The 24135-nt window shown below is 69.2% G+C and carries 18 protein-coding genes and 1 tRNA gene; 8 read left to right on the top strand and 11 right to left on the bottom strand.

The features are described 5' to 3' along the window. Window positions 1-204: 204 nt before the first annotated feature. The 7 genes from ASG05_RS12395 to ASG05_RS12365 all read right to left on the bottom strand — a co-directional run bounded on the left by ASG05_RS12395 (window position 205) and on the right by ASG05_RS12365 (window position 11667). Window positions 205-3456, bottom strand: coding sequence for a family 43 glycosylhydrolase (locus ASG05_RS12395; protein ID WP_056261250.1), 3252 nt, complete (start codon window positions 3454-3456; stop codon window positions 205-207). A 425-nt stretch (window positions 3457-3881) separates the two neighbouring features. Continuing rightward, the gene (locus ASG05_RS12390) at window positions 3882-4946 is read right to left on the bottom strand and encodes an ABC transporter permease (protein ID WP_082452489.1); all 1065 of its coding nucleotides are present in this window, start codon (window positions 4944-4946) and stop codon (window positions 3882-3884) included. Continuing rightward, window positions 4943-6034, bottom strand: a complete 1092-nt coding sequence (locus ASG05_RS12385) for an ABC transporter permease (protein ID WP_200922590.1) — start codon at window positions 6032-6034, stop codon at window positions 4943-4945. Before ASG05_RS12385 ends, ASG05_RS12390 begins: the two co-directional genes overlap by 4 nt. After that, the gene (locus tag ASG05_RS12380; RefSeq protein ID WP_056261247.1) at window positions 6031-7605 is read right to left on the bottom strand and encodes a sugar ABC transporter ATP-binding protein; all 1575 of its coding nucleotides are present in this window, start codon (window positions 7603-7605) and stop codon (window positions 6031-6033) included. Before ASG05_RS12380 ends, ASG05_RS12385 begins: the two co-directional genes overlap by 4 nt. Window positions 7606-7722: 117 nt before the next feature. Next, the gene (locus ASG05_RS12375) at window positions 7723-8706 is read right to left on the bottom strand and encodes an ABC transporter substrate-binding protein (RefSeq protein WP_056227458.1); all 984 of its coding nucleotides are present in this window, start codon (window positions 8704-8706) and stop codon (window positions 7723-7725) included. 170 nt (window positions 8707-8876) lie between these two features. After that, window positions 8877-10451: a sugar ABC transporter ATP-binding protein gene (locus ASG05_RS12370; RefSeq protein WP_056261674.1), complete on the bottom strand. Its 1575-nt coding sequence runs from the start codon at window positions 10449-10451 to the stop codon at window positions 8877-8879. Between the two features lie 220 nt (window positions 10452-10671). Continuing rightward, on the bottom strand, window positions 10672-11667 hold the full coding sequence (locus ASG05_RS12365; protein WP_369814000.1) for a LacI family DNA-binding transcriptional regulator: 996 nt from the start codon (window positions 11665-11667) through the stop codon (window positions 10672-10674). A 321-nt stretch (window positions 11668-11988) separates the two neighbouring features. Here ASG05_RS12365 and ASG05_RS12360 point away from each other — a divergent pair, with 321 nt between their 5' ends. Further along, a complete protein-coding gene (locus ASG05_RS12360) occupies window positions 11989-12615 on the top strand; it encodes an AmiS/UreI family transporter (RefSeq protein WP_056261244.1) in 627 nt (208 codons plus the stop codon). Window positions 12616-12639: 24 nt separating this feature from the next. Continuing rightward, window positions 12640-13869, top strand: coding sequence for an acyl-CoA dehydrogenase family protein (locus tag ASG05_RS12355; protein ID WP_056261241.1), 1230 nt, complete (start codon window positions 12640-12642; stop codon window positions 13867-13869). Between the two features lie 353 nt (window positions 13870-14222). On the opposite strand, the gene ASG05_RS12350 is transcribed toward ASG05_RS12355, so the two are convergent. Then, a complete protein-coding gene (locus tag ASG05_RS12350; protein WP_157490225.1) occupies window positions 14223-14669 on the bottom strand; it encodes a hypothetical protein in 447 nt (148 codons plus the stop codon). A gap of 462 nt (window positions 14670-15131) precedes the next feature. Here ASG05_RS12350 and ASG05_RS12345 point away from each other — a divergent pair, with 462 nt between their 5' ends. From ASG05_RS12345 to ASG05_RS12335, 3 genes are all read left to right on the top strand, one after another. Continuing rightward, a complete protein-coding gene (locus ASG05_RS12345) occupies window positions 15132-16265 on the top strand; it encodes a site-specific integrase (RefSeq protein WP_162240658.1) in 1134 nt (377 codons plus the stop codon). Window positions 16266-17045: 780 nt separating this feature from the next. Continuing rightward, window positions 17046-17984 (top strand): hypothetical protein, encoded by a 939-nt coding sequence (locus ASG05_RS16920; protein WP_235491505.1) that lies wholly within the window; start codon window positions 17046-17048, stop codon window positions 17982-17984. Between the two features lie 118 nt (window positions 17985-18102). Beyond that, a complete protein-coding gene (locus ASG05_RS12335; protein WP_157490224.1) occupies window positions 18103-18942 on the top strand; it encodes a hypothetical protein in 840 nt (279 codons plus the stop codon). Window positions 18943-19043: 101 nt separating this feature from the next. On the opposite strand, the gene ASG05_RS12330 is transcribed toward ASG05_RS12335, so the two are convergent. Together ASG05_RS12330 and ASG05_RS12325 are read right to left on the bottom strand one after the other, a co-directional pair. Beyond that, window positions 19044-19116: transfer RNA gene (locus ASG05_RS12330), tRNA-Arg, on the bottom strand. Window positions 19117-19204: 88 nt separating this feature from the next. After that, window positions 19205-19495 carry a hypothetical protein gene (locus tag ASG05_RS12325; protein WP_056261226.1) on the bottom strand — a complete coding sequence of 97 codons (291 nt, stop codon included), beginning with the start codon at window positions 19493-19495 and terminating at the stop codon, window positions 19205-19207. A 159-nt stretch (window positions 19496-19654) separates the two neighbouring features. Here ASG05_RS12325 and ASG05_RS12320 point away from each other — a divergent pair, with 159 nt between their 5' ends. The 3 genes from ASG05_RS12320 (at window position 19655) to ASG05_RS12310 (ending at window position 22686) form a co-directional block, all read left to right on the top strand. Next, window positions 19655-20242 (top strand): helix-turn-helix domain-containing protein, encoded by a 588-nt coding sequence (locus ASG05_RS12320; protein ID WP_056261223.1) that lies wholly within the window; start codon window positions 19655-19657, stop codon window positions 20240-20242. Between the two features lie 8 nt (window positions 20243-20250). After that, window positions 20251-21753 (top strand): MFS transporter, encoded by a 1503-nt coding sequence (locus ASG05_RS12315; protein ID WP_082486753.1) that lies wholly within the window; start codon window positions 20251-20253, stop codon window positions 21751-21753. Window positions 21754-21825: 72 nt separating this feature from the next. After that, on the top strand, window positions 21826-22686 hold the full coding sequence (locus ASG05_RS12310; protein WP_056261220.1) for a phosphatase PAP2 family protein: 861 nt from the start codon (window positions 21826-21828) through the stop codon (window positions 22684-22686). A 92-nt stretch (window positions 22687-22778) separates the two neighbouring features. Here the strand turns inward: ASG05_RS12310 and ASG05_RS12305 are convergent, their stop codons facing one another. After that, on the bottom strand, window positions 22779-23945 hold the full coding sequence (locus tag ASG05_RS12305; protein WP_056261216.1) for a VIT1/CCC1 family protein: 1167 nt from the start codon (window positions 23943-23945) through the stop codon (window positions 22779-22781). Window positions 23946-24135 lie beyond the last annotated feature (190 nt).

Genomic DNA, 24135 nt, shown 5'->3' with positions numbered 1-24135 from the left:
CTGGATCGTGTCCTGCGCGGCCTCTGATCGTCCACTGTATCCATTTTTGTTACCGTGAACAATGCCTGTTCCCGGCTGTGCGCGATGTGGCCACGCCTGGCAGCCAGGATGCGGCGCCCGAGATGCGCCGCAGCGCTTCTCAGCCCGTCCGGAGGTCTCAGAACGGGGCCGACCATCAAGCCGACCCCGCACTCTCGAGGCCCGTCAGCAGCGAGCTGCGGGGTAGGCCACGGTGACCGGTGTGCTCACGCCGCCGGTGACCGCCGTCCCGACGAGGGTCCCCGCGGTGATCGCGACCGCCCGCGTCGTGATCGCGAGTGAGGCTGTCTTCTGCGCACCGACGCTCTGCGTCCGCTCGCCCCAGGGGGTCGCCCAGGTGACGACCGCGGCCGCTCCGGAGTTCTTGGTCACGATCGTGACGACGGCCTTCCCCGCGATGCACCTCGTCGTGGCCGCGGAGGTCACGGCCGAGGCCGTGGCGCGGACGACCACCGTGGCCGTGACGGTCCGATTGCTCGGAGCCACCTCCTGGTCCTTCGTCAACGACAGGTCGAGGGTGCCGTTGGCGCGGACGTTGACGCCCTTGAACCAGGTGTTCCGGTCGGAGTCGAAGAGGCCGCCGACGTTCTGCGGATCCGTCCCCAGGTGAGGATCTTCGTACGGACGGGCATGGTAGGCGAGGACGAGATTGCCCGATTCGTCCTTCGCGAACGAGTTGTGCCCCGTACCGGCCTGCTGCCTCGTGTAGTAGCGGGTCTCGTCCGCCCCGAGACGGCCCGTCGAGGTGTCGTTGGTGTCCAGCACGGGGAAGCTGGTCTGCCTCCAGCTCGCCGGATCTTGGAGGTCAGCGTCGGCAGTCGTCGTCAGGAGGCCCAAGCTGTAGTACTTGTCGACCGTGCCGCCGGAGTAGGTGATCGAGATGGCATTTCCCTGCTGCACCATGAACGGGGCCTCGACGACCCCTTGGTCGCTTCCCTCGGACGTGTCACTGGGCGTCGGAGACCGCTTGCCGATCTCCCACGGCTGGGACTCGCCGTAGACGCGCCGGAGTTCGCCGTCGACGAGCGGGACGGTGCCCTTCGGCCCCGCCACGGCCTTCCCCACGAGGATCTGGCCGCCGGAGGGCATGATCCAGTAGCCCTGCTGCTTGCCTGCCTCCGTGCGCTCGAAGTAGCTGACGTCGAATGCGGCGCCGTCGAGGACGACGGGCTCGCCCCACTTCGTCTGGTCCAGGAATCCGCCCGCCGCGATGGAGGCGTCCGTGCCCGTGTACGGGATCAGGACGGTGTTGTCGCACCACCCGCCGACCGGCGCGTAGCCCTTGTTCATGCCTGCGACGATCCACCACGTGCCGTTGATCTTGTGGAACTCCTGCGCCCAGATGTAGCCGCCCCAGCCGTAGAAGGTGTTCGGGTACTGCGCTTCCTTGCCGGGCGTGCCCTCGTCGGGGTCGATGACGATCTGCTCCGGGGCGTCCTGGAGCCCCGCGAGCGTCGTCGCTCGCTTGAGGCCGATCTTGCGGTAGCTCGAGCTCTCCTCGATCGGCCCCAGGGAGGGCTGTCCGTAGTGCGACCCGGTGAGGTAGTAGTAGCCGTCGTCAGGATTGTGGAACACGTACGGATCGGCGCGTGCGTCGCTGACCATCTCCTCGGGGTCCTGCTGGAGCATCCCCGACACCTGGTAGCTGCCCGGCTTGGTGGTGTCCACGCCGGTGAGGTCGTCCTGCCAGTCGACGTTGAGGCTCTTCGTCGACCCGTCGTTGTAGGTCAGGGCAGCCTGCTTGGGCAGAGCGGCGGCGACCCCATCGGCGCCGGCACCCTGGGCGACGGCGGCGTCGATCTTCTCGACGCCCGTGTTCTGGAGGTCGACGTAGTTCTCGTAGAAGGTGTCGAACTCCGCGGTGGACATCACGTCGTCGCTCGCTTGGCTCTGGGCGACCCATGACGGCAACCCCGCACCCTGAACGCCGAGGACGCGGACGTCTGCGGCGGACGTGACACCGAGAGGCGTGGTCGTGGTGAGGTCCGCGACGACCGTCACCCGCCCCTCCCCGGTGAGAAGGTCCGTCCAGAACACCTTGTACTTCTGAGCGGCGGAGTCGAACACGATGCGGGGGTCGGTGACGACCGCGCCGGTGGCGATCCTCACGGCCCGCTGCTGGGCGAAGGTCCGCCCGTCGGGCGAGGTCCACACGTAGATGGAGTCCGTGGCGTTGTTCTGCGACGACACGGCCCCGAGTGCACCGTCCGCGAAACGGAAGAGACCGGGTGAACCCACCTGGGCGTTCGGCTTCGATGCCTGGTCGCCATCGTTGCCGACGTACAGGATCGCCTGTGAGCGGTTCAGCGGCTCCCAGCTGGTGCTGCCGGTCGGCAAGGCCGCGGCGTACAACGCGTCGGCACGGCGGTCGTCGTCGTAGGCCAGCGGGTCGTCCTTCCTCCCGTCGGTGGTCGTCACGGTCTTGACGTAGGTCGCGACGCGCCCTCCAGGGGCCGCGATGCGACTGTCCCAGCGGAAGGTCTGGGGGGCGCCTTCGACGGTGGCGGTGAGCGTCACCGCGACCGATCCGGACCCGAGGCCGCTGGTGTCGATCGTCCCGTCCGATCGCACACGGCTCGCACCGGCTCCGGTGGCGGTCCAGGTGACCTGATCGCCGAGGACTCGACCCGGAAGATCGCCGAGCACGATGGCGGGGACCGCCAAGGCGGCGCCCACGTCGGACGGCAGCGCGGAGACCTCGGCGCCGAGTTCCGTACCGGACAGGGCTCGGTCGTAGATGCGCAGGTTGTCGACGAGGCCGGAGAAGTACTCGCCACCGCCCCAGTTCGCCTTGCCCACCTGGAGCACTCCTCCGGATGATCCGAGGATCTGGGTCAGCGGGACCCCGGAGCCGTTGACGGCCACCGGCTTCTGGTCGACGAACAGCCGCGTCGTCGTCCCGGCGACCACGAGATCGACGTGCTTCCACTCGGCGTTCGACGAAGAAGCCGCCAGGTTTCCCCCGGTGTTCCGGGCGGTGCTGTTGTCGTACCGCTCGACCGTCAGCCCCGACGTCCGATCCAGGACGCCGACGTAGTGCTCCTGGGCGTACTCCTGGCGGGTGGCAGACCGGGCGGCGAAGACCGTCCAGCCGTCGTTCCCGGACGAGTCCGGCTTGCTGTCGTACGAGATCGTCACGCTCTGCCGGCCCGCGAGCAGCGCCGTTCCGTCCGCGGCGGTCACGTCGAGCCACGAGTCGGCGGACAGCCGCGCGGCCGTCCCCTGCCCGGACCTTCCGGGAACCAGGTCGGCGGCACCTCGGACGCCGGCACGAGCCGCCCGATCGGCGAACGTACCGTCGACGGGGGCCGCGTCGAAGGTGAAGTCGGAGAGCAGGCTCTGCTCCGGGGACGCGACCGTGTCCGCGGCCGAGGCAGCCGCCCCCGGAACGGCGGCACACGAGAAGAGGAGCGTCATGGTCACGATCGTGGCGGCGAGGGGCGCACGCGGTGGCCTCGGTGCGGAGCGGTACGGGCTGCGGGACGTCGACATTGACGGTTCCTCTCAGGATTCGCCTCTGAATCCGATGTGGATGGTGCGGGAGCGGAAGCGCGAGTGCGCGACACGAGTCGACCTGCGGGATCTGGATCGGTGCCGACCAGCCGAACCTATTGCAAGATGTTCACGCTAACAAGATGTTCGGTCGGAACGAGCCAGGGCGCTCGACCGCGGCGCGGCCACTCGTCGGGACACCGAGCACGAACGGCCGCGCCGCACCCGGACTCGGGGGTGGCACAGCCGTTCGTGGGGAGGGAGACTGCGCTGCACCCCGGTCCTGATCCTTTGTGCAGCGCAGCCGTTCGTGGAGAGGACGCGCATCCGATGCGCGCCTCGAGGGGCGACTAGGTCTGCCGCCGCCGCGCCATCACCGCGCGCTGGAGCAGCACGAAGACCAGGAGTATCCCGCCGGTGATGATGGTCGTCGCCTCGGGCGGGATGCCTCCGTCTCGCGTGATGAGCACGTTCATGAGGCCGAGCACGAGCGCTCCCACGACGGACCCGAGCACGAAGCCGACGCCGCCGGTGAGGAGGGTGCCACCGATCACCGTGGCGGCGATCGAATCGAGCTCCCACCCGATGCCGGTGATGTTCTGCGCGCTCCCGAGCCGGGCCGTGTAGATGACCGAGGCGAGCCCCGCCAGCGATCCGCTGATCACGTAGACGGCGAGCTTCGTGCGGCGCACCGGGAGGCCCATGAGGGCGGCCGACTGCTCCGACCCTCCGATCGCGTACACGGTGCGACCCAGACGCGTGCGGTGCAGCACGAAGAACGCGACGGCGACCACCACGAGCGCGATGAGCACGCCAGGAGTCGTCACGACGTCGTTCACCTTCGGACCGTCGACGACCTTCATGTTCGTCGCGAGCGAGCGGATGGGCGACTCGTCGGCGAGTCGCTCGGGCACCGTGCTGAGGATGGAGGCGAGGCCCCGTCCGAGGAACATCATCGCGAGCGTCGCGATGAACGGCTGCACGTCGAAGAACTGGATCAGCACGCCCGAGACGACGCCGGATGCCGTGCCGATGAGGATCATCAGCACCATCACGACCCAGGGGTTCCAGCCGGCGTTCGCGAGCAGCACGCCCGCGACGCTGCTGACCGCGACGATCGCACCGACGGAGAGGTCGATGCCCCCCGTGAGTATCACGAACGTGAGCCCCACGGCCAGGACGATCACATGGGCGTTGTTGATGAGCAGGTTCGACAGGGTCGCGGCCTGCACGATGCGGCCGTAGGCGATCTCTCCGTAGGCCAGCATCGCGATCAGGATCACCAGGGCGGCGACCGTCGGCAGGGAATCGAGTCGGAGCCGCATGCGGCGACGCGGTTCGAGGGGCCCGTTGCCGGGGCCCGGGCCGGGGGTCGGCGTGGGGGTGAGGGGCGGGCGGATCGTCGTGGCGCTCATGCGGACACGGCCTCCTTCTCGGTCGGCACGGAGGTCGGCGCCGGGCGGCGGCGCCTCGTGAACAGGGCGCGGACGCGCCGGGACTGCAGCAGCACGATCGCCACGATCACGATCGCCTTGAAGGCGGGCGTCGCCGAGGAGGAGACGCCGAGGAACACGACGGTCTTGTCGAGCGTCGCGATGAGGAGCGCCCCGACCGCGGCTCCGAGCAGGTGGAACTTGCCGCCGGCCAGCGACGTCCCGCCGATGACGACCGCGAGGATGGCGTCGAGCTCGAGTTGGTAACCGGTGCGCGAGACGTCGACCGTCATGACGCTGGACGTGGCGAAGATCCCGGCCACGCCGGCGAGCAGGCCGCTCCCGATGTAGGCGGTGAACAGAAGGGCTCGGCGGTCCAGCCCCGCGAGGCGCGCGGCCTTCGGGTCCATTCCGATCGCTTCGATCATGAGCCCCAGGGCGCTGCGCCGCACGAGGGCGGCGACGCCGAGCGTGATCAGCACGGCCAGCAGGAACACGACGGGTAGTCCGACGAGGTAACCGTTGGCGACCCAGCGGAAGGGCTCGTTGGCCGCGGCCGTGTTCTGCCCTCCCGTGATGACCTTGGCCAGGCCACGGCCGGCGAGCATGATCACGAGTGTGCTGATGAACGGCTGCAGCCCGACGACCGACACGAGCATGCCGTTGACCGCGCCGAGGACCCCGGCGATGAGGAGCGCCAGGCCCATCGCGGCGAGCGCGACGCCGAGGGAGTCGGAGCCGGCCGCCTTCAGGAACTCCATCGAGACGGCACCGGCGACGACCATGATCGAGCCGACGCTCAGGTCGATGCCGCCGGTGGCGACCACGAGGCACATGCCCACCGCGATCATGAGCACGGGGGCAGCGGCCCGGAGGATGTCGACGAGGTTGCCCACGAGGTTGCCCGTGTCCGGGTTGACGGACAGTGCGAGGTAACCGGGGTCCTTCGCCACGTTGATCGCCAGCAGCAGCACGATCGCGACCGTGCCCCAGACCCAGGGCCGGTGCAACAGGTCACCGAGCCCGTGGGCGCCCAGGCGCCTGGTCATGGTGGTTGTCGGGTCACTCATCGGGTTGCCTCCTCGGGCGTGGTGCGGGGGATGGTCTCGAGGGGGATCTCGGAGACGCCCTCCTCGGCGATGGCGGCGACGATGGACTCGGCGGTGACGTCCGGTCCCGCCGCGAGCTCGGCGATCTTGCGGTGGTCCTTCAGCACGACGATCCGATCGCTGAGCCGGACGACCTCCTCGAGCTCCGAGGAGATGAACACGACGGCGACTCCCGTGTCGGCGAGGGCGGCGACCTGTTCCTGGATCTCGGCCTTGGCACCGACGTCGATGCCGCGTGTGGGCTCGTCGAGGATCAGCAGCTCCGGCTCGGTCGCCAGCCACCGGCCGAGCAGGACCTTCTGCTGGTTGCCGCCGGAGAGGTTACGGATGGGTCGATCGGGATCTGCGGGTCGCACGTTGAGCTCGGTGAGATATTTCGTCACCATGCGGTCCTTCTCCTTGGCCGAGAGCGGGCGGGCCCAGCCCCGTTTCGCCTGCACGGCGAGTACGAGGTTCTCGCGGACGCTCAGGTCGCGGATGATCCCCTCGTCTCGACGGTTCTCGCTCGAGAACGCGATGCGGTGCTTCAGGGCCTTCGCAGGGGACGAGATCGCCACGGGGACGCCGTCCATGGTCACGGATCCCGAGTCGGGGCGATCGACTCCGTAGAGGAGACGGGCGAGTTCCGTGCGGCCGGAGCCGAGGAGGCCGGCGAGGCCCACGACCTCGCCGCGACGCAGGTCGACGTCCGTCGCGTCGAGCGAGCCCTTGCGGCCGATCCCGGTGGCCCGGTAGACGGGCTCGCCCTCGGCGACCTGTCGGCTCGCCCGGTCCCGGTCGAGGGAGCGGAGGCTCTGCAGGTCCTTGCCGATCATCTCCGAGATGAGGCCGGCACGATCGATGTCTCGTGTGAGGTGCTCAGCCACGAACTTGCCGTTGCGCAGCACGGTGAGTCGGTCGCTGATCGCGAAGACCTGGTCGAGGAAGTGAGAGACGAAGAGGATGGCGACGCCTTCGTCACGAAGGCGTCGCATGACCCGGAAGAGACCTTCGACCTCGTCCGCGTCGAGGCTCGAGGTCGGCTCGTCGAGGATCAGCACCTTCGCCTCGACGACCGTGGCGCGGCTGATCGCGACGAGCTGCTGGAGGGCGAGGCTGAGCGACGAGAGGGGGGTGCGCGCGTCCAGGTGACCGAGTCCCACCCGCGCCAGGACCTCGGAGGCGGCGGCGTGCGTCCCCTTCCAGTCGATGCCGAACCGGCCGCGCTTCTCGTGGCCGAGCATGACATTCTCACCGATGGTGAGGTTGCTGCACAGGTTGACCTCTTGGTAGACCGTCGAGATCCCCGCAGCCTGCGCGTCCGCGGTGCCCGAGAGGCGACGTTCGACGCCGTCGACGACGACACGTCCGGAGTCGATGCCGTAGACGCCCGTGAGCGCCTTGATGAGCGTCGATTTACCGGCGCCGTTCTCGCCCATCAGCGTGTGGACCTCGCCGGGGTAGAGACGGAGGTCGACCCCGTCGAGGGCTTTGACCCCGGGAAAAGCGATGGTGATGGCTTGCATCTCGACGATGGGGCCGGGTGCCTGCATGCGTTTAACTCCTTGTCTGCCGATGCTCACCCGCCCGCTGCCGTGGCAGCGGGCGGGTGGCGGGGGCGGCGAGGCGGACTCGTCCGCCTCGCCGCCGGGTGTGGCCGTGCGAACGGATCAGAACTTGCGGTCGGGAAGTGCCGCGGTGGCCGCCTCGGGCGAGTCGAACGTGGCCGACTGGACGACGATCGACGAGTCGACGGTCTCTCCGTCGAGCAGCTTCTGCACGGCGTCGAGCGCGGTCTCGCCGAAGAGGGGGTTGTACTCGGCGACGAAGCTGAGCTTCGACTCGGACAACGCCTCGAGGGCGCTCTTCGTGCCGTCGATGGTGGCGATCTTCACGTCCTTGCCGGGCGTGAGACCCGCCTCCTCGACCGCCTGCACGGCGCCGAGTCCCATCTCGTCGTTCTGGGCGAAGACCATCTGGACGTCGTTGCCGTTCGACTTCAGCACCGTCTCGAAGACGCTCTTGGCCTCTTCGGTCGACCAGTTGGCGGTCTGTGCGCCGATCTTCGTGAACGCGCTGTCGGCGCCGATCACCTCGTCCCAACCTTCGTTGCGCTCGTTCACGACCGAGACGCCCGCCGGGCCCTCGAGGGTGAAGTACTTGCCACCCTCGGGAAGAGCGGACTTGGCCCACTCGGCGACGGACTCGCTGACGGCGATGTTGTCGGGCGCGATCCGGGTCGCGTAGAGCGAGGTGTCGTCCGGCTCGATGCCACGGTCGATGAGGACGACGGGGATCTCGGCTTCCTTCGCCCGCTCGAGCGAGTCCTCCCAGCCGGAGCCCTCGGTGGCCGAGAGCAGGATCACGTCGACACCCTCGTCCACGAACGACGTGAACGCGTCGATCTGCGATTTCTGGTCGTTGTTGGTCGCCGGGGCGTACTTGAGATCGAACCCGGCTTCCTTCGTGAAGGTGTCCTGGATGTTCGTCTCGTTGGCCTGACGCCAGGCGCCCTCGGGGCCGACCGCGACGAAGCCGACCGTTGCCAGGTCGTCACCGCCGCCCGTCGAACCAGTGCCGGAACTGCAGGCCGCGAGACCGAGGGCAATGGCCCCTGCGGCGGCGATGGTGGCGATGCGCCTCTTCGTGGACATGGATCTCCTCCTTGAGATGTCGGGACGTCTGCGTCTCGACTTGGCCTGGGGCCGGTCGTGCTGCGTGGGCTCGGGTGCTTCCGCGTGCTGGGAATGTTACCGGTAACAGTTACGAGAACACAAGAGTGATCGAGAACATCCGCTCGTCGGGAAGGGATCGACTGCGAGCCTCAGCGGCGTGACGGCGCCGCAGGCGGCGAGAGGGGCCCGTCATGCCACACCGGCGGGAAGTCGTCGCCCTCGTCGCTCTCGTCGTCCGGCGCGGCGATGAGCTCGACGAGCGTGTCGACCGTGACGCCCGGCCCGTTGCTGAGCTCGCCGATCTTCTCGCGGTCCTTGAGCACCACGATCCGGTCGCTCACCCGCACGAGTTCGTCGAACGCGCTGGAGATGAACACGACGGCCACGCCCTCGAGGGCGAGTTGGGCGATGTGCGCCTGGATGTCAACCTTGGCCCCGATGTCGACGCCGCGGGTCGGCTCGTCGAGGATCAGCACGCGGGGCCGGATCGCCAGCCAGCGCGCGAGCAACACCTTCTGTTGGTTGCCGCCGGAGAGTTCGCCCGCGAGCGTCCCCGGGTCGACCGGTGTGATGTCGAAGTGCTCGATGTGCCGCTCGACGAGGTCCTCGCGCTCGGCCCTGGAGAGCGGGTGCGACCAGCCACGCAGAGCCTGCAGTGCAAGGACGATGTTCTCGCGGACGCTCAACTCGTTGATCAGCCCCTCGGCCCCACGGTCCTCCGCCGAGAGCGCCACTCGGTTCCGTAATGCGTCCGCCGGCCGGTCGATGACGACCGCACGTCCGCCGAGCGTCACGACTCCGCCGTCCGCTCGATCGGCACCCGCGAGCAGGCGCGCGAGCTCGGTTCGGCCGGAGCCGCGAAGCCCCGCGATGCCCACGACCTCGCCCGCATGCAGCTCGAAGTCGACCGGCCTCAGCATCCCGCGGCGTCCCACCCCGGCGGCGCGGTACAGCGGCGGGCCGACCGGGTCCACACGATGCGCCCGACGCTCGGAACCGATGCGCTGAAGCTGGGCGATGTCCTTGCCGATCATCCGTGCGACCACATCGGCCCGGCCGATCTGGTGCGACAGGTAGTCGCCCTCCTTCACGCCCCCGCGGAGGATGGTCATGCGGTCGCTCAGCGCCAGCACCTGTTCGAGGAAGTGCGAGACGAAGAGGATCGCGACGCCCTGGTCGCGGAGGCGACGGATCACGTCGAAGAGCCGTGCCACGTCGACCGCATCGAGGCTCGACGTGGGCTCGTCGAGCACCAACACCCGGGGCCGGTCCACCATGGCGCGGGCGATGGAGACGAGCTGACGACTGGCGGGGGTGAGATCGGCGAGGATGCCGCGGGGGTCCAGTTCGGCCAGCCCGAGCTCGGCGAGCATCGCTGCGGCACGTGCGTGGGTGGCCGGCCACGAGATGCCGAAGCGACCACGCACCTCGTGGCCGAGCATCACGTTCTCGCCGACGCTCAAGCTCTCGACCAGGTGTGACTCCTGGAACGCGGCCTGGATGCCGAGGGCCCGTGCGTCGGCCGGTCCGCCGAGCCGGACGGACTCCCCATCGACGAGGACCTCTCCCGCCTCGATCGGATGGACGCCGAGCAGCGCCTTGATGAGCGTGGATTTCCCCGCACCGTTCTCGCCGAGGAGAGCGTGCACCTCGCCCGAGTGCAGGTCGAGGTCCACTCCGTCGAGAGCGACGCCGTTCGGGAACGCGACGGTGATGCCCCTCATGCGCACGGTCGGCTGCAGTGATCCGCCCTCTCGCCCGGCGCGCCCGGACGAGGTCGGGGCAGCGGCCTGGGGGCCGGCCGGGTGCATCGTCATCGATGCCCGTACGTGACGCACCTGGTGCTCCTCGGGTCGGTGGCCGGGGTGGCCTCACGTCGGACAGCGTCCGACGTGCACGACTGTAGCTGCCTGCGTGCGCGTGGGCGAACGACGACGACCAGGATTACGTCAGATGGCCATCTCGGTCGACCTGGCGGGCAGCCGCGGTGGAGTCACGCACCACGAGCTCGGCCGGGATGCGGCTGTTCTGTGGGATCTCGCGGCCCTCGATCGCGGCGATCAGGACGTCCACCACGAGAGATCCCAGCGCGGGGAAGTCCTGCCGCACCGTCGTGAGCGGCGGGAGGAAGTGGCGCGAGACGGGCAGGTCGTCGAAACCGACGACGCTGAGGTCCTCCGGGACGCGGATGCCGCGGTCGTGCAGTCCGTGGATCACGCCCAGCGCCATCTCGTCGTTCGCGACGAAGATGGCGGTGTACTCGGGTACGCCGGCGAAACCGCGCGTGAAGTCGTAGCCGAAATCGCTCGACCAGTCGCCGATCACGATCGGCCGCTCGCGCATGCCCCAGGCTCGGGTGCGCGTGTGGAAGGCCCGCTCGCGGGCGCGGGCGTCGAACCAGTCGAGGGGCCCCGAGAGGTGGAGGACGTCGCGGTGACCGAGCGACGCGAGGTGATCGACGGCCAGCTTCGTGCCTGCGGCCTGGTCGACCGAGACCGTGAGGAACGCCGGGTCCTTCTCGGCCTTCACGACCAGGGTCGGCAGCCCGGTCGTGATGGTCCGAAGCACGGCCACGGACGACGAGCGCGGGGCGACCACGCAGAGCGCGTCGATGCCCTGGCCGGTGAGGTGGCGCACGGCTTCCTCGGGTGTCGCCGAGTCGTCGCGGAGCGCGAACGACGCCACGGAGTACCCGCCGTCACGCGCCGATCGCTCGATGGCCCGAAGGATGCTCGAGGGGCCGAACTCGACGGCGCTCTCGATCAGCACGCCGATCCGGAGAGCCCGCTGCGTGACGAGCTCGCGCGCAGCGCTGTTGGGCCGGAAGTCCAGCTCGGCGACGACCTCGAGCACGCGTTGGCGCGTGGACTCCTTGACCTGCGGGTGACCGTTCAGCACGCGGGACACGGTCATGTGTGACACACCCGCACGCTCGGCCACCTCGCGAAGACCGAGACGCTCACCGCCGCCTCTGACGCTCACCCAGACTCCATCCTGCACGCTCTGCAACGCAGCTTGGCGTCATCTGCGCCGGCGTGGACGTCATTCAATGGCGCTGGCCCAGTGTACTGGGGGCCTCGCTGACTCCGCCGAACGTCGTGCTTCGATGCCTCGCTGCCTCGCCAGTTCGATCTGCTGGCTGTCCGTGGCCAGCAGATCGGCGGACGTGCCGCGAGGGGCACCGCCGTCACGGGGCGTAGCGAAGAGACTTGATCGGACACACGACAGCGGCCACGGGGCGGACGGTGCCAAGGTCGCCGCATGGCGCTCATCTGTCTGGTCCTCTCCGGGGCCGCCCTCCTGGTCAACGGCCTCACCCTGCTCGGGCGCGTCCCCGGCAGGGACAGCGGCGTGTTCAACGTCCTGATCGGTGGCCTGCAGCTCGTCCTCTGCGTGGCCCTGGCCGTGTCGGCCGACGGCTCCCTGCCTGCGCTCTTCGCGATCTCGGGCACCTTCTTGTTCGGCGTCACCTACCTCTACGTCGGCGCGGACTCCCTCCTCGGACTCGGCGCCGTGGGCCTGGGCTGGTTCTGCGGCCTGGTCGCCGCTCTCGCCGTCGCCTTCGCGGTCGTCCACGTCGCGGACGACCCGTTCCTCGCCGTGCTCTGGGCGGGGTGGGCGGCGCTCTGGGCGCTGTTCTTCGTCCTGCTGGCCCTCGGCCGATCAGCGATCGGCACCTACACCGGGTGGGCCCTCGTCCTCGCGAGCCAGGTGACCACCACGGTCCCCGCGCTCCTCGGCCTCACCGGGCACTGGCCGGCCGGTTCGATCGCCACGACGACCGCGCTCCTGTCGCTCGTCGGGGTGTTCGGCGGCGCCGCCCTGCTCACCCGCCGAGCCGCCACACGTCCCCAGCCGGAACGCACGCAAGCCCCCGCCGCTGCCTGACCCACCAGAACGGAACCGAGACCCATGACCACGACGACCACCACGTCCGTCACCACCGCGGCACCCACGGACGAGACGCTGTCCGCGCGTTTCCGCCCGCTCTTCGACCGCATCGCCGCTGGCGCCGCGGAACGCGACCGTGAGCACCGCCTCCCCGTGGCCGAGATCCGCGAGCTCGCCGACGCGGGCTTCGGAGCCGTCCGTGTCCCCGTCGAGTTCGGGGGCTCCGGCGCCACCCTCCCCCAGCTGTTCCAGCTGCTCACCGAGCTCGCGGCGGCGGACAGCAACATCCCCCAGGCCCTGCGCGGCCACTTCGCCCTCGTCGAGGACCGCCTCGTGGCCCGGTCCGGGCAGCGCGAGGTCTGGCTCGAACGGTTCGGCCGCGGCGAGATCGCCGGGAACTCCTGGACCGAGGTGGGCACGGTGCAGGTCGGCGACGTCACGACGAAGGTCAGCCCCGACCCGGACGGCGGATTCCGCATCACCGGGCAGAAGTACTACTCCACCGGCAGCATCTTCGCCGACTGGATCGACACGTACGCTGAACGCACCGACACCGGCGACCGGGTCATCGCGATCGTCGACGCCCACCAGGACGGCGTCGCCCACACCGACGACTGGGACGGGTTCGGACAGCGGACGACGGGCTCGGGCACGAGCACCTTCCGTGACGCCCGTGTCGGCGCCGACGACGTCGTGCTGTTCGACGAGCGCTTCAAGTACCAGACGGCCTTCTACCAAGCCGTCCTGCTGAGCGTCCTCGCCGGCTCCGTCGTAGCTGCCGAGAGGGAGATCGCGGTCGAGGTCAGGAACCGCACCCGCGTGTTCTCGCACGGCAACGCCGACACGTTCGCTGCTGACCCGCAGATCCTGCAGGTCGTCGGCGAGGTCTCAGCCGCCGGCTTCGCCGCACAGGCGATCGTCGACCGCGCCGCGCAGGCCCTCCAAGGTGCCTACGAGGGCGCCTTCCTGGACGAGTCCGAGGACGAGCGGAGGAACGACCGCGCCGAGCTCGCTACCGCGCAGGCGCAGGTCGCACTGACGTCGCTCGCGACACAGGCGACCTCGCACCTGTTCGACGCGCTGGCGGCGTCCGGCGTGAGCACCACGAAGAACCTGGACCGGCACTGGCGCAACGCCCGCACCGCCGGCAGCCACAACCCGTGGGTGTTCAAGGCACGCATCGTCGGCGACCACGCCGTCAACGACGCCCAGCCGCCGCGGGTCTGGGCCATCGGCGCGACCCGCCGCTGACTCCCCGCGACCTCTAAAGCGGTCGCCCTCACGCCCGCCGAAGGTTCTCGTGCCCTCCGAGGGTGGGACAAATGTCTGCTCTCGACCGCTCCCGGCCCGATCTTTCGATCTCGACGAAGTTACCGAGGGGAACCAACTCGAGATGCCCCTCAATACGTTGCGTCGAACCCAGAACAAGGTCGAGATCAACTTGCCGCGGATGGGTCTCATAAGCACCCGTCGGTATGAGCGCTCGCGTGAACTGTTGAAGCGAGGTGGACTCGGACGAATTGCTGGATAGGCCGCCCGGCAGCGCGAGCTACCAACCGAGGCGTGGACCCTCGCGCGCGACTGGCTGCCCAGGGGACGAGGCTTCAGAGGGAGATGGCGCCCACTCGGAGGTAGCCGCTTCGGGCGAGGCTCGACAACAAAGCGGAAGCCGTCTGATGCTCGAGCGTCATGACGTTGCCCTGGGGAGGCTGCCAACCGTCCGTACCCGGGTGGACGAGAACAAGAGTGACGTCGCGGCGAAGCCAGGGGGTCGGGTCGCGGTCGGTGATGGTCCGGTCCCTGGTGAGCCGGTCGATCTCCGCCATTGTGCAGCCGTCGAACGAGAACGTGCCGGCGGCTGAAGCCCGCTGCATCGACTGCGCCTGGAACTCTGTGGCTGCTGCGACCGCTAGCGCTCGCATCGCTGTCGGTCGGTCGACGCCTTCATCGAAGTTCAGGTCGATGAGTGCCTCGACGATCTGGTTGGACGTCCCGGTGAGGACATCACCGCGGGAGCCAGGGCCACTGGCATGAAGGAATGACTTCTGCATGCCTGCGCCATGCGCGGCGAGCTGCCTGGCGCCCCGGAAAGCCGTAGCAACGCTGCTGGACCACGAGATGCGACCTGCCGCGCATGGTGCTGGCGAGCCGGCACCTGCCGGCAGAACTCGACCAGGAACGAAGCCATGCCCGCCATCCTCGAAGCCCCCCCAGCCAACGACTCTCCTCACCGCAGCCGACCTCGCCCGTGAATTCCACGTCACCCTCTCGACGGTCCGGTCTTGGCGCCTCAAGGGACTCGAGGGCAAGCCTGGCTACGGTCCCGTCGGCTTCACAGTAGGGCGCCGCGTCCTTTACCGGCGCTCCGATGTTGACGCCTGCATCGCCACCAACTCGGGAACGCGCTGATGGGCAGGAAGGCTCTCGGAGTCGGCCATTACGGTCACATCCGAACGGAGGAGCTGGCCAAGAACAAGTGGTCAGCGACCGCGACGATACGAGACTCCCTGACCGTGACGACACGCGTCTCCGCACAAGGCACCTCGCCCTCCGACGCCAAGAGGGCGCTGAAGGACAAGTTCGAGGAACGCAAAGCGGCCAACGAAGCGCGTGCGAAGCAGTCCATCGAACAGGCTGAGGAAGAGAGTCGTGCGGCCGAGGACGCCAAGCGCGCACGTGACCGCCGCTCCTTCTCGTATGTGGCCCACCGCTGGCTGAAGGCGTCGCAGGGTGAGGGCTTGGCCGTCTCGAGCCGGGTCCGCTACGGAGACCTTCTGCGCCTTCACCTGGAGCCAGCTTTCGGTGACGACGACATCCGGGACATCGGTATCGTGCAGCTCGACGACTTCCTGCAGGAGTTCGTCGAGCGTGGGCAGATTTCACAAGCCCGCTCTCTCCGCAGCCTGCTCATGAACGTCTTCGGCTACGCGCACAAGAAGCAGTTCGTTCCTTTCAACCCGGCCCGCGCCACAGACTCCATCAAGCCCAAGACGAGTACCCCGACTGCTCTTCGTGCCGCTGAGCTTGAGAGCATTCGAGATGCAGTTGCTCGATACATGCGACCCGAACCCGGCCGCGGAGGCCCGACCCCCAGCGTGCCTGTCGACCTCATCATCGACACCATGTTGGGCGGCGGAGGACTGCGCATCGGCGAGGCCCTCGCTCTGCGCTGGACCGACCTGGACCTTGAGGGCGAAGAGCCGACCCTGCGGGTGCTCGGAACGACCGTCGAGGTGAGGAACGACCAGAACAACGGAACGGGCCTGCACCGACAGCCACGGACGAAGACTAAGTCGAGCATGCGCGCCGTCCGCATGCCGGAGTGGCTGCGTACCCGCCTCGCAGAAGCGCCTCGGAATCCGCACAGTGACCTCGTCTTCTGCACCAAGTCGGGCAAGCCTCTTTCTCGCAGCAACGTCTATCGAGCGCTGAAGAAAGCTCTGGACGATGCCGGCATCGAGCAGTTCGTCCTCCACGACCTGCGCAAGACCGTCGCAACGGCTGTGTACAAGTACGAGGGTCTCGCCGCCGCCAGCAGCGTCCTGGGTCACTCCAACACGGTCATCACGCAGGCCTCATATGTCGAGCGAGCCGAGCTCAAGGCCGACGTCCGAGCCACCCTCGACGCCTTTGCTCCCCGCCAGTAGTCATCAACGCCCTTTCGAGAAAGAGCTGGGCCACCGGTCCGGGTTGTCTCTACTCGACCACTGGATGACACCCTAGACTCGGCAAAACCGAGTGAATCTCGCAAGTTTGCGCGCTAGTCGAGCCCTTTGGGAGTCAGAAGAATGAGCCTCCTCTACCGAGCAGTGTGGTCCGACAGCTCAACACCGGACTCCGCAGCAACAGTCGACCGACTCAAAGGTCTCGTGACTGAGTGGGCGACGGAGGAAACAGAGTCGGGTCCCCTAACGGAGGGGACGAGCACGTTCGACGTTTCACAAGGCAGGCAAAGGACCGTAGCGCTCAGAACGCTTGGTCCCACGGCCTTCGAAGTCACGGCCACGGATTCCATCGCCGGAGATCCCACAGAGTGGGTGACCACAGTTCGGGTCATCGCCGAGGATGACACAGCGCATCTCCTCGTTGACCTCAGCATGTCGTCGGACGACCTTGCCCGTCGAGTAGCCGTCGGCAGGCCCAAGGTTGTGCATGAGCTGCTGGGGGCCACCGCGAAACCACGCCTAGGCGGAAGCCGCGTGCTTCAGGGACCCCTCGCGCTTCCAGCTCCGGGGGTGGCGGTTCTGACAGAGCTCCTCGAGAATCCAAACCGTAGCCTTCCCATCATTGTCTGCACTGAGCCACTCGCCACCGGCGACGATGAGTGGCTGCGAGATGCAGCCTCCATCGCTGCCCGCGCGGAGGGAGTAGCCATCGTTGTCACGCTGGATGCTCCTGCCGCCACGTCCCTGCGAAATGCTCTCGGCATGCTCGCGATCTGGGACGGGGGCATTCGTGTGTACGCACCCGGCGTCGTAGTCCGAGAATCCGAGGGCTGGAAGCATCGCTACTACACGCGAGCCCGCCTGGAGGCATTCAGACAGTCGACGGTCAACCGCATCGTCTACGCCGTTGCTCAACTGTCTACCCGGCGTCGCACCCCAGAAGCGTTCGGCGTCTTTAGCGGCCAAGAACAACGCCCCGCGGATGAACTGATCCCGCGGCAGGAACTCATGGTCGTGCGCGAAGGTTTGGAAACAGACCTGCAATTGGCCAGGGACGAGCAGAGCTCTCTTGAGCGGGAACTATCGAGTACCACCGGCCATCTAGCCCGCCTCAAGAAGGCCTTGATCGATCACGGACAAACGGCGCTTCTGTGGGGGACGGAGCACGAGGAGGCGGCAGCCGTGCCTGATGCTGTCCAGTACACGTCCGAGGCCGCCATGGCGGCGCAGGCCTACCTCACCCAATGGATCTCGCTCCCAGACTCGGCCATTCGTGATCTCGACGACATCGACACAGCTCCCGAGGCCTACAACTGGGGCAACAAGACATGGCGTGGCCTACGCGCCCTCGCTGCCTACGCCGAAGACCGCGCGGGCGGATGGAGCAATGGTGGATTCTGGGAGTGGTGCGCCTCCGGGCCTCTCCTCGGTTGGCCCGCTACGCCGAAGAAGCTGTCCATGACCGAAGGCGAGACAGTTCAGAACAGCGTCAAGCTCAGTCGCACTCGCATCTTCGAAGTCTCTGACGAAGTCGAACCCTCCGGCCGCATCACGATGCTGGCCCATCTCAAGATCTCCGAAGGCGGCGGCCCCCTGGCACCACGCGTGTATTTCCACGACGACACTGGTGGAACGACCCGGAAGATTCACGTCGGCCTGATCGGACCGCATTACCTTGTGCCCAACAAGTCGACGAATTGAGACGAAGCCCCTGTTGTAAAGGAGCAGGCGCCCGTTTAGAGCCGTGGGTGAGCTGCCAGGTCACGCGTCGCACAGCGCGTCGCCACCTGCAAAAGGCGAGGATCGCTAGCCTCTCACCGTGGCAGGCGATAGACGCAACTCACCATCGTTCATCTCGACGAGCCTCGTAGCCAGGATCTTCGGGGTCAAGCAGGATGAGCTGCGCGCCATGATCGACCGTGGGACGCTCCCCGAACCCAACTGGATGCAGGTGGGCAGTCGGGTTGAGCGCATCTACAGCTTGGAGTGGCTCGCCCTTGCCAGCGAGAGCGTCAATCTCAGACGGCTGCCGGGTTTTGATGACAACTTCATCGTTCCTCCCGACGGCGTTCAGGTCTCGATCCGTTTCGACCGCACCTCGTGGGACGCCGCAGAGATTGTTCGGATTCTCAGTGGACTCGACGCCCTTTGGGTCGCTTGCATCCGTGCATGGGAGCCGGACATTCATCCTGAGGCAGTGCCGAGCCTCGTCATCAGACGCATGTCTGCAGGCTCACAGTTCGATGTCCTGGCTTGGGCCAAAGACCTTGGACCCGTTGTGCTCGGTGTTGGCGGAGCCGCATCGCTCCTGCGATACGTCATGAAGCACCCTGAGTCCATTGCCGATGCGCTACCCCGGGTGCTTGCGGCTTGGCACGCAGGCTGGGGCCGAGTCGATGAGGCCAAGATGAGCAGAATCCAGAGTCGCGCCAATCTCGAGCGTTTCGTCGCGGAAGTCGAGGCAGCCACGCGCGACATCGGTCAGCTGCCCGCAGACCTCAATGTGTCAGGCCCGGGCATGGCCAACCTGGAGTCCATAGCTCCCGCGAGCGAAGTCGGGGCGTCCGGTATCCCCGACGAGCTCGCTCCGGGACGAAGCGATCCGCCCGCCAACCGCGACGGGAGGACGCCTGAGGACCCGACTCCAGACCGGTCCTGATGCGACCATCTGCGCCAGTGGCGATTAAGTCGAGTAAAGGACGAGCAACCCCAGAAAACGAAGAAAGCCCGGCTCATGGCCAGGCTTTCCCGTGTGTTCTGTGCGCCTGGAGGGACTCGAACCCCCAACCTTCTGATCCGTAGTCAGATGCTCTATCCGTTGAGCTACAGGCGCATTTCTTCGGCCGATTGGCCAGAGGAAACACTACACGAGGGAGGCGCGGGGCGCGAATCGAGGCCGACCCGCGCCTCCTCGGGTCACGTCAGTAGGCGTGCTTGCCTTCGCCGTCGCCCTTGTAGTCGCCGATCAGCTCGTCGACCTCGCTGGCGTCGGCCTGCCCGGGCTGGCGGGTGGGGACGGCGTCCTCGGCCGGACCGTCGTCGAGGGTGCGCGAGCCGGTGCCGCCGTCGGGGTGGTTCTCGCTGGTGATCTCGACGGGGCGGTCGTCCCGCTCGCCGACGGTGTGGTCGCCGTGGCCCTCGCCACTGCTGTTGCCGCTGCGTTCGAGTTCGGTCTCGTCGGGGCCGTGCGGGTCGTCCGGGGTCTTCGTCATCGGGTTCCTCCTGCGAGCCGGGCTGTCCGGCCGTCGTCCTCCGAGCATGCGCCGCCGGTCCCACCCCCGCCCGCCACACCCATCACACTCACGGCTCGGTGGGCTCACCACCCCACAAGAACCGTTGCGCAACGCCTCTTGCGCACCTAAGGTCGGGGCATGACCGCGCGTGACACCTCCCGCAGCACCCTCACCGACGCCGCCTCGATGCGCGTGCTCGCCCACCCGACGCGGTTGCGCCTCCTCGGGCTGTTGCGAGAACGCGGCCCGCAGACCGCCGCCCAGCTCGGCGACGTCGTCGACGAGGCGCCGGGCACGATCAGCTACCACCTGTCGAAGCTCGCCTCCATCGACCTGATCGGCCCGGCGGAGCGACCGACCGCCGACCGCCGCGAGCGCTGGTGGCAGGCCACCACGCAGCTCACGACGTGGGAGCCGGCCGACCTGCTCGACGACCCCGACCGCCTCGTCGCGTCGTCCACCCTGCAGAAGGCGATCGCGCAGGCGTACGCGGCCCGCTTCGTCGAGTACATCGACGCCACGCCGGCCCTGCCCCGCGAGTGGGTCGCGGCCGGGGCCAGCGGCGACCGCAGCCTGCGGTTGACCGTCGACGAGCTCGCCCGGCTGCGCGGCGAGCTCGAGTCCGTCGTCGACCGTTGGCTCGACGCCAGCGCAGCGCACGACCCGTCGGTCGACGACGGCGCCGAACCGGTCGTCCTCGTCTACCAGGCCTACCGCCGCCCCTGAGGCCCGTCGTGACCGAGAACCCACGAGCCGAGGAGGCGCGGGTCACCGACAGCGCCCCTCGCGACGGCCGTGCCGACGAACCCCGCGGTCGGCACGGCGCCCGCGCGGCCCGGGTCGCCCTGTCGTCCCTGGTCGCCGCCCACGCGATCTCGCAGACCGGCAACGTCGTGACCGCCTTCGCGGTCCCCTTCTACGTCCTGGGCCTCGGCGGGTCGGGGGCCGAGGTCGGCCTGGCGGCGGCGTTCGCGACGGCGCCGGTGATCATCGGCGGTCCGCTCGGCGGCGTGGTCGTCGACCGGGTGGGGCAGCGCCGGGCCGCGATCGTCGCCGACCTGGTGAGCGGCGCCTCCGTCCTCTCGATGCCCGTGCTCGCCCTGACCGTCGGGCTGCCGTTCTGGGCGCTGCTGACGCTCGTCTTCGTCGGCGGACTGCTCGACACCCCGGGTCAGACCGCCCGCCGGGTCATGCTGCCCGGGCTCACCGAGCGGGCCGGGGTGCGGATCGAACGGAGCGTCGGGCTGCTCGACGGGTCGGAGCGCTTCGCCAAGTTGATCGGAGCCTCGATCGCGGGCCTGCTCGTCGCCGCCGTCGGTCCGATCGCGTCCCTGTTCGTCAACGCGGCGACCTTCGCGATCTCGGCCGTGCTGACCTGGGCGCTCGTCCCCGCGCCCGATCCGGTCCGTACCGGATCACGGGACTCCGTCGCCGCCGTTCCCCCGGCAGACGATCCGGTACTTACCGGATCACCGGATTCGAGACACGACCACCCGGCCACCACCGTGGCGCCGACCGCCGCCCCCGCCGACCGCACCACCAACGCGACCACTTCGGCCGGCGTGACCGGCGCGTCCGAGCCGGCCCGCGCCTCCTACCGGGCCGACCTGGCCGAGGGCGCCCGGTTCGTCGTGCGCGACCCGCTGATGCGGCTGCTCGTCGCGCTCGTGCTGGTGACGAACCTGCTCGACGCGGGCCGCGGTTCCACCCTGCTGCCGCTCTACGCGAACGACCGACTGGGAGGCGCGGCCGCGCTGGGACTGCTCGTCGCCACCCTGGGCGGTTGCGCCCTCGCCGGCAACGTCGCCTTCGGCTTCGTCGCCCACCGAGTGCCGCGGCGCCTCACCTTCGTCGTCTGCTTCGCCCTGGCCGGAGGCCCCTCGAGCCTGGCGTTCGCCCTCGCGGCGCCGCTGCCGGTGCTGGTCGCCGCGACGGCCCTCTCGGGGCTGGCCGCCGGGGCGCTCAACCCCATCCTCGGGGCGGTCGAGCTCGAGCGCGTGCCCGAGCACCTCCGGGGGCGGGTCTTCGGCCTGCTCAACGCGGGTGCCTGGGCCGGCATCCCGGCCGGCGCCCTGCTCGGTGGCGTCGCGGCCGACACGATCGGCCTGACGGTCGCGTTCGGCATCGTCGCCGCCGTCTACACCGTGGTGACGCTGACCCCGCTGACCGGTGGCGCATGGCGACAGATGGAGCGCCGCCCGACCGCCGACGGCCCGCCACCTGCGCCGACGCTGTGAGTCGTGGCGGCCCAGGCGCTTCGCCAGGTCGGACCGAGCCGGTTTCCAGGCGGCGTGTAGTTAGCTCGTCCGGTGACCGCTCACCCCACCCTCTCGACGACCCCGGCCGTCCGCCGACGGGTCACGGGCCGTTGGGTGGTGGCCTCGTCGGCGTCGCTCGTCGTGCTGGCGGGTGTCTACACGATCGCGGTCCTGACCGAGGCCGGGCAGTCGATCGAAGACAGCATCCTGCGATCGGTCGACGGCACCACGCTCCTGCAGTCCGGTGCCGCCCTCGACGCGATCTCTCCCCCGGCCGTGCTGCTGGTCGTCGGCGTCACGATGGTCGTGGCGTTCCTCCGGCGTCGTCCCGGCTCGGCCGTGCAGGCCGGCGTCCTGATCATCGGTGCGACCCTCACCACCCAGGTGCTCAAGCAGCTCGCCCCGCGCCCCGAGCTGACCGGCGAGCTCTACGGCAACAGCTTCCCCAGCGGCCACGTCACCGTGGCAGTCGCCGCCGTGCTGGCCATCATGACCACGTTCGGCCGGCACGTGCGACCCCTGTTCTTCATGATCGGCGCGGCGTTCGCGGCCGTCGTCGCCGAGCAGACCGTGGCCTTCGGCTGGCACCGCTGCAGCGACGTCGTCGGGGCCTGCGCGGTCGCCCTGCTCTGGCTCGGCGTCGTCCGCATCGCCGCCGCCCGCCTCTCACGCGACCCCCGCGGCCGCGACGACGTCGGCCCCCGGTCGCACGGAGCCACCTCGGTCGTCCTCGGCCTCGCCCTGGTCGTCTGCCTCACGCTCTCGGGCGCCATCTGGAGCATCGGCATAGGCGCCGACATGAGCCTCACGACCTCGACCGGGCAGGGCGTCCTGATGGGCGCACGCCTGGCCGCCGCCGGCGTCGTGCTCGTCACCTGCTGGATCGCCTGGAAGCTCGACCGCAAGGCCTGACGGCTCAGCTCGTCACGCCTGGCGGCCCGGCGCCTCGAGGCCCGGGGCTCGGCGCCTCCTGTTCGGCGGCTCAGCGCCTCGGGCCGTGCGGCTCAACCGGCGGCGCCCGTGCCGAACAGCAACCCCAGCAGGTACGTCACCGCCGCGGCGCCGAACCCGATGCCGAGCTGACGCAGGGCCCGCTTGAGCGGACTCGCACCCGACAGCAGCCCCACCACGGCGCCCGTGCCGAGCAGCGCGACGCCGACCAGGCCGGCGGCCACGACCACGGCGACGAGCCCCGACAGCCCGAACAGGTAGGGCAGCACCGCGATCACGGCCCCGGACGCGAAGAAGCAGAAGCTCGAGGCGGCAGCCCCGAACGCCGTGCCGAGGGTCTCGTGGGTGGCGGGTTCGTCGGCCGCGCGCGCCTCCTGGTCGGGGGCGTCGGCCCAGCCGGCCGTGGCGGCGCCCGGCGCGGCACCCGCAGGAGGCGCGCTCGGCGACGACGCCCCTCGCCCTGCACCGGCCAGCACCTGCCGCGCGTGGGCCTCGGCCTCGTCCGGCGACATGCCCCGTGCCCGGTACACGAGGGCCAGCTCGTTGGCGTCGACGTCGAGGTCGGGCAGCACCTGACGGGCCGTCGGGTCGGGCGTGGACGCGTCGAGCAGTTCGCGCTGCGACCGCACCGAGACGTACTCGCCGGCCCCCATCGACAACGCGCCGGCGAGCAGCCCCGAGAGCCCGGTCAACAGCACGACGTGGTTCGCGACGCCCGACGCACTGATGCCCAGCACGAGCGCGAGGTTGCTGACGAGACCGTCGTTCGCCCCGAACACCGCCGCGCGGAACGACCCCGACAGCCGGTTGCGTCCCCGTTCGGCGAGCCCGCGGACGACCTCGCCGTGGATGCGCTCGTCGGCGGCCATCGCGTCGGTGGCGTCGGCGTCGGTCGCGTAAGGAGAGCGTGCCTCGGCACTCTGCACGAGGGCGAGCACGAAGATCGAGCCGAACCGCCGGGCGAGCAGGCCGAGCACGCGGGTGCGGAGGTCGGTGCGGGCCGGACGCCCGACGTCGTCGCCCAGCAGGTCGACCCAGTGCTGGGCGTGGCGCCCCTCGGCGTCGGCCAGGGCGAGCAGGATCGCCCGTTCGTCGCCGTCGCGGCGACGGGCGAGGTCACGGTAGGTGGACTCCTCGGCCCGCTCGTCGGCGAGGTAACGGCGCCAGCGGCGGAGGTCGGCCGGGCTGCGGGTGGTGGTGCTGGTGGTGCTGGTGGGCATGGGCTCAGTATCGCCGTCACCCCACCCCCGCGACCGGCGCTCGAACCCCGCCTAGGCAAATCGCCGAGCGCCGGAACCGGGGGTCGGGCGCGACCACCCCCGGAGCCACCCCCGCGACCGGCGCTCGAACCCTGCCTAGGCAAATCGCCGAGCGCCGGAACGTGGGGTGGGGCCAGCGCGGGGTCGGGCC

It is taken from the genome of Frigoribacterium sp. Leaf186 (assembly GCF_001423905.1).
Lineage (GTDB): Bacteria > Actinomycetota > Actinomycetes > Actinomycetales > Microbacteriaceae > Frigoribacterium.
This window is presented reverse-complemented; position numbering and strand designations above follow the sequence as displayed.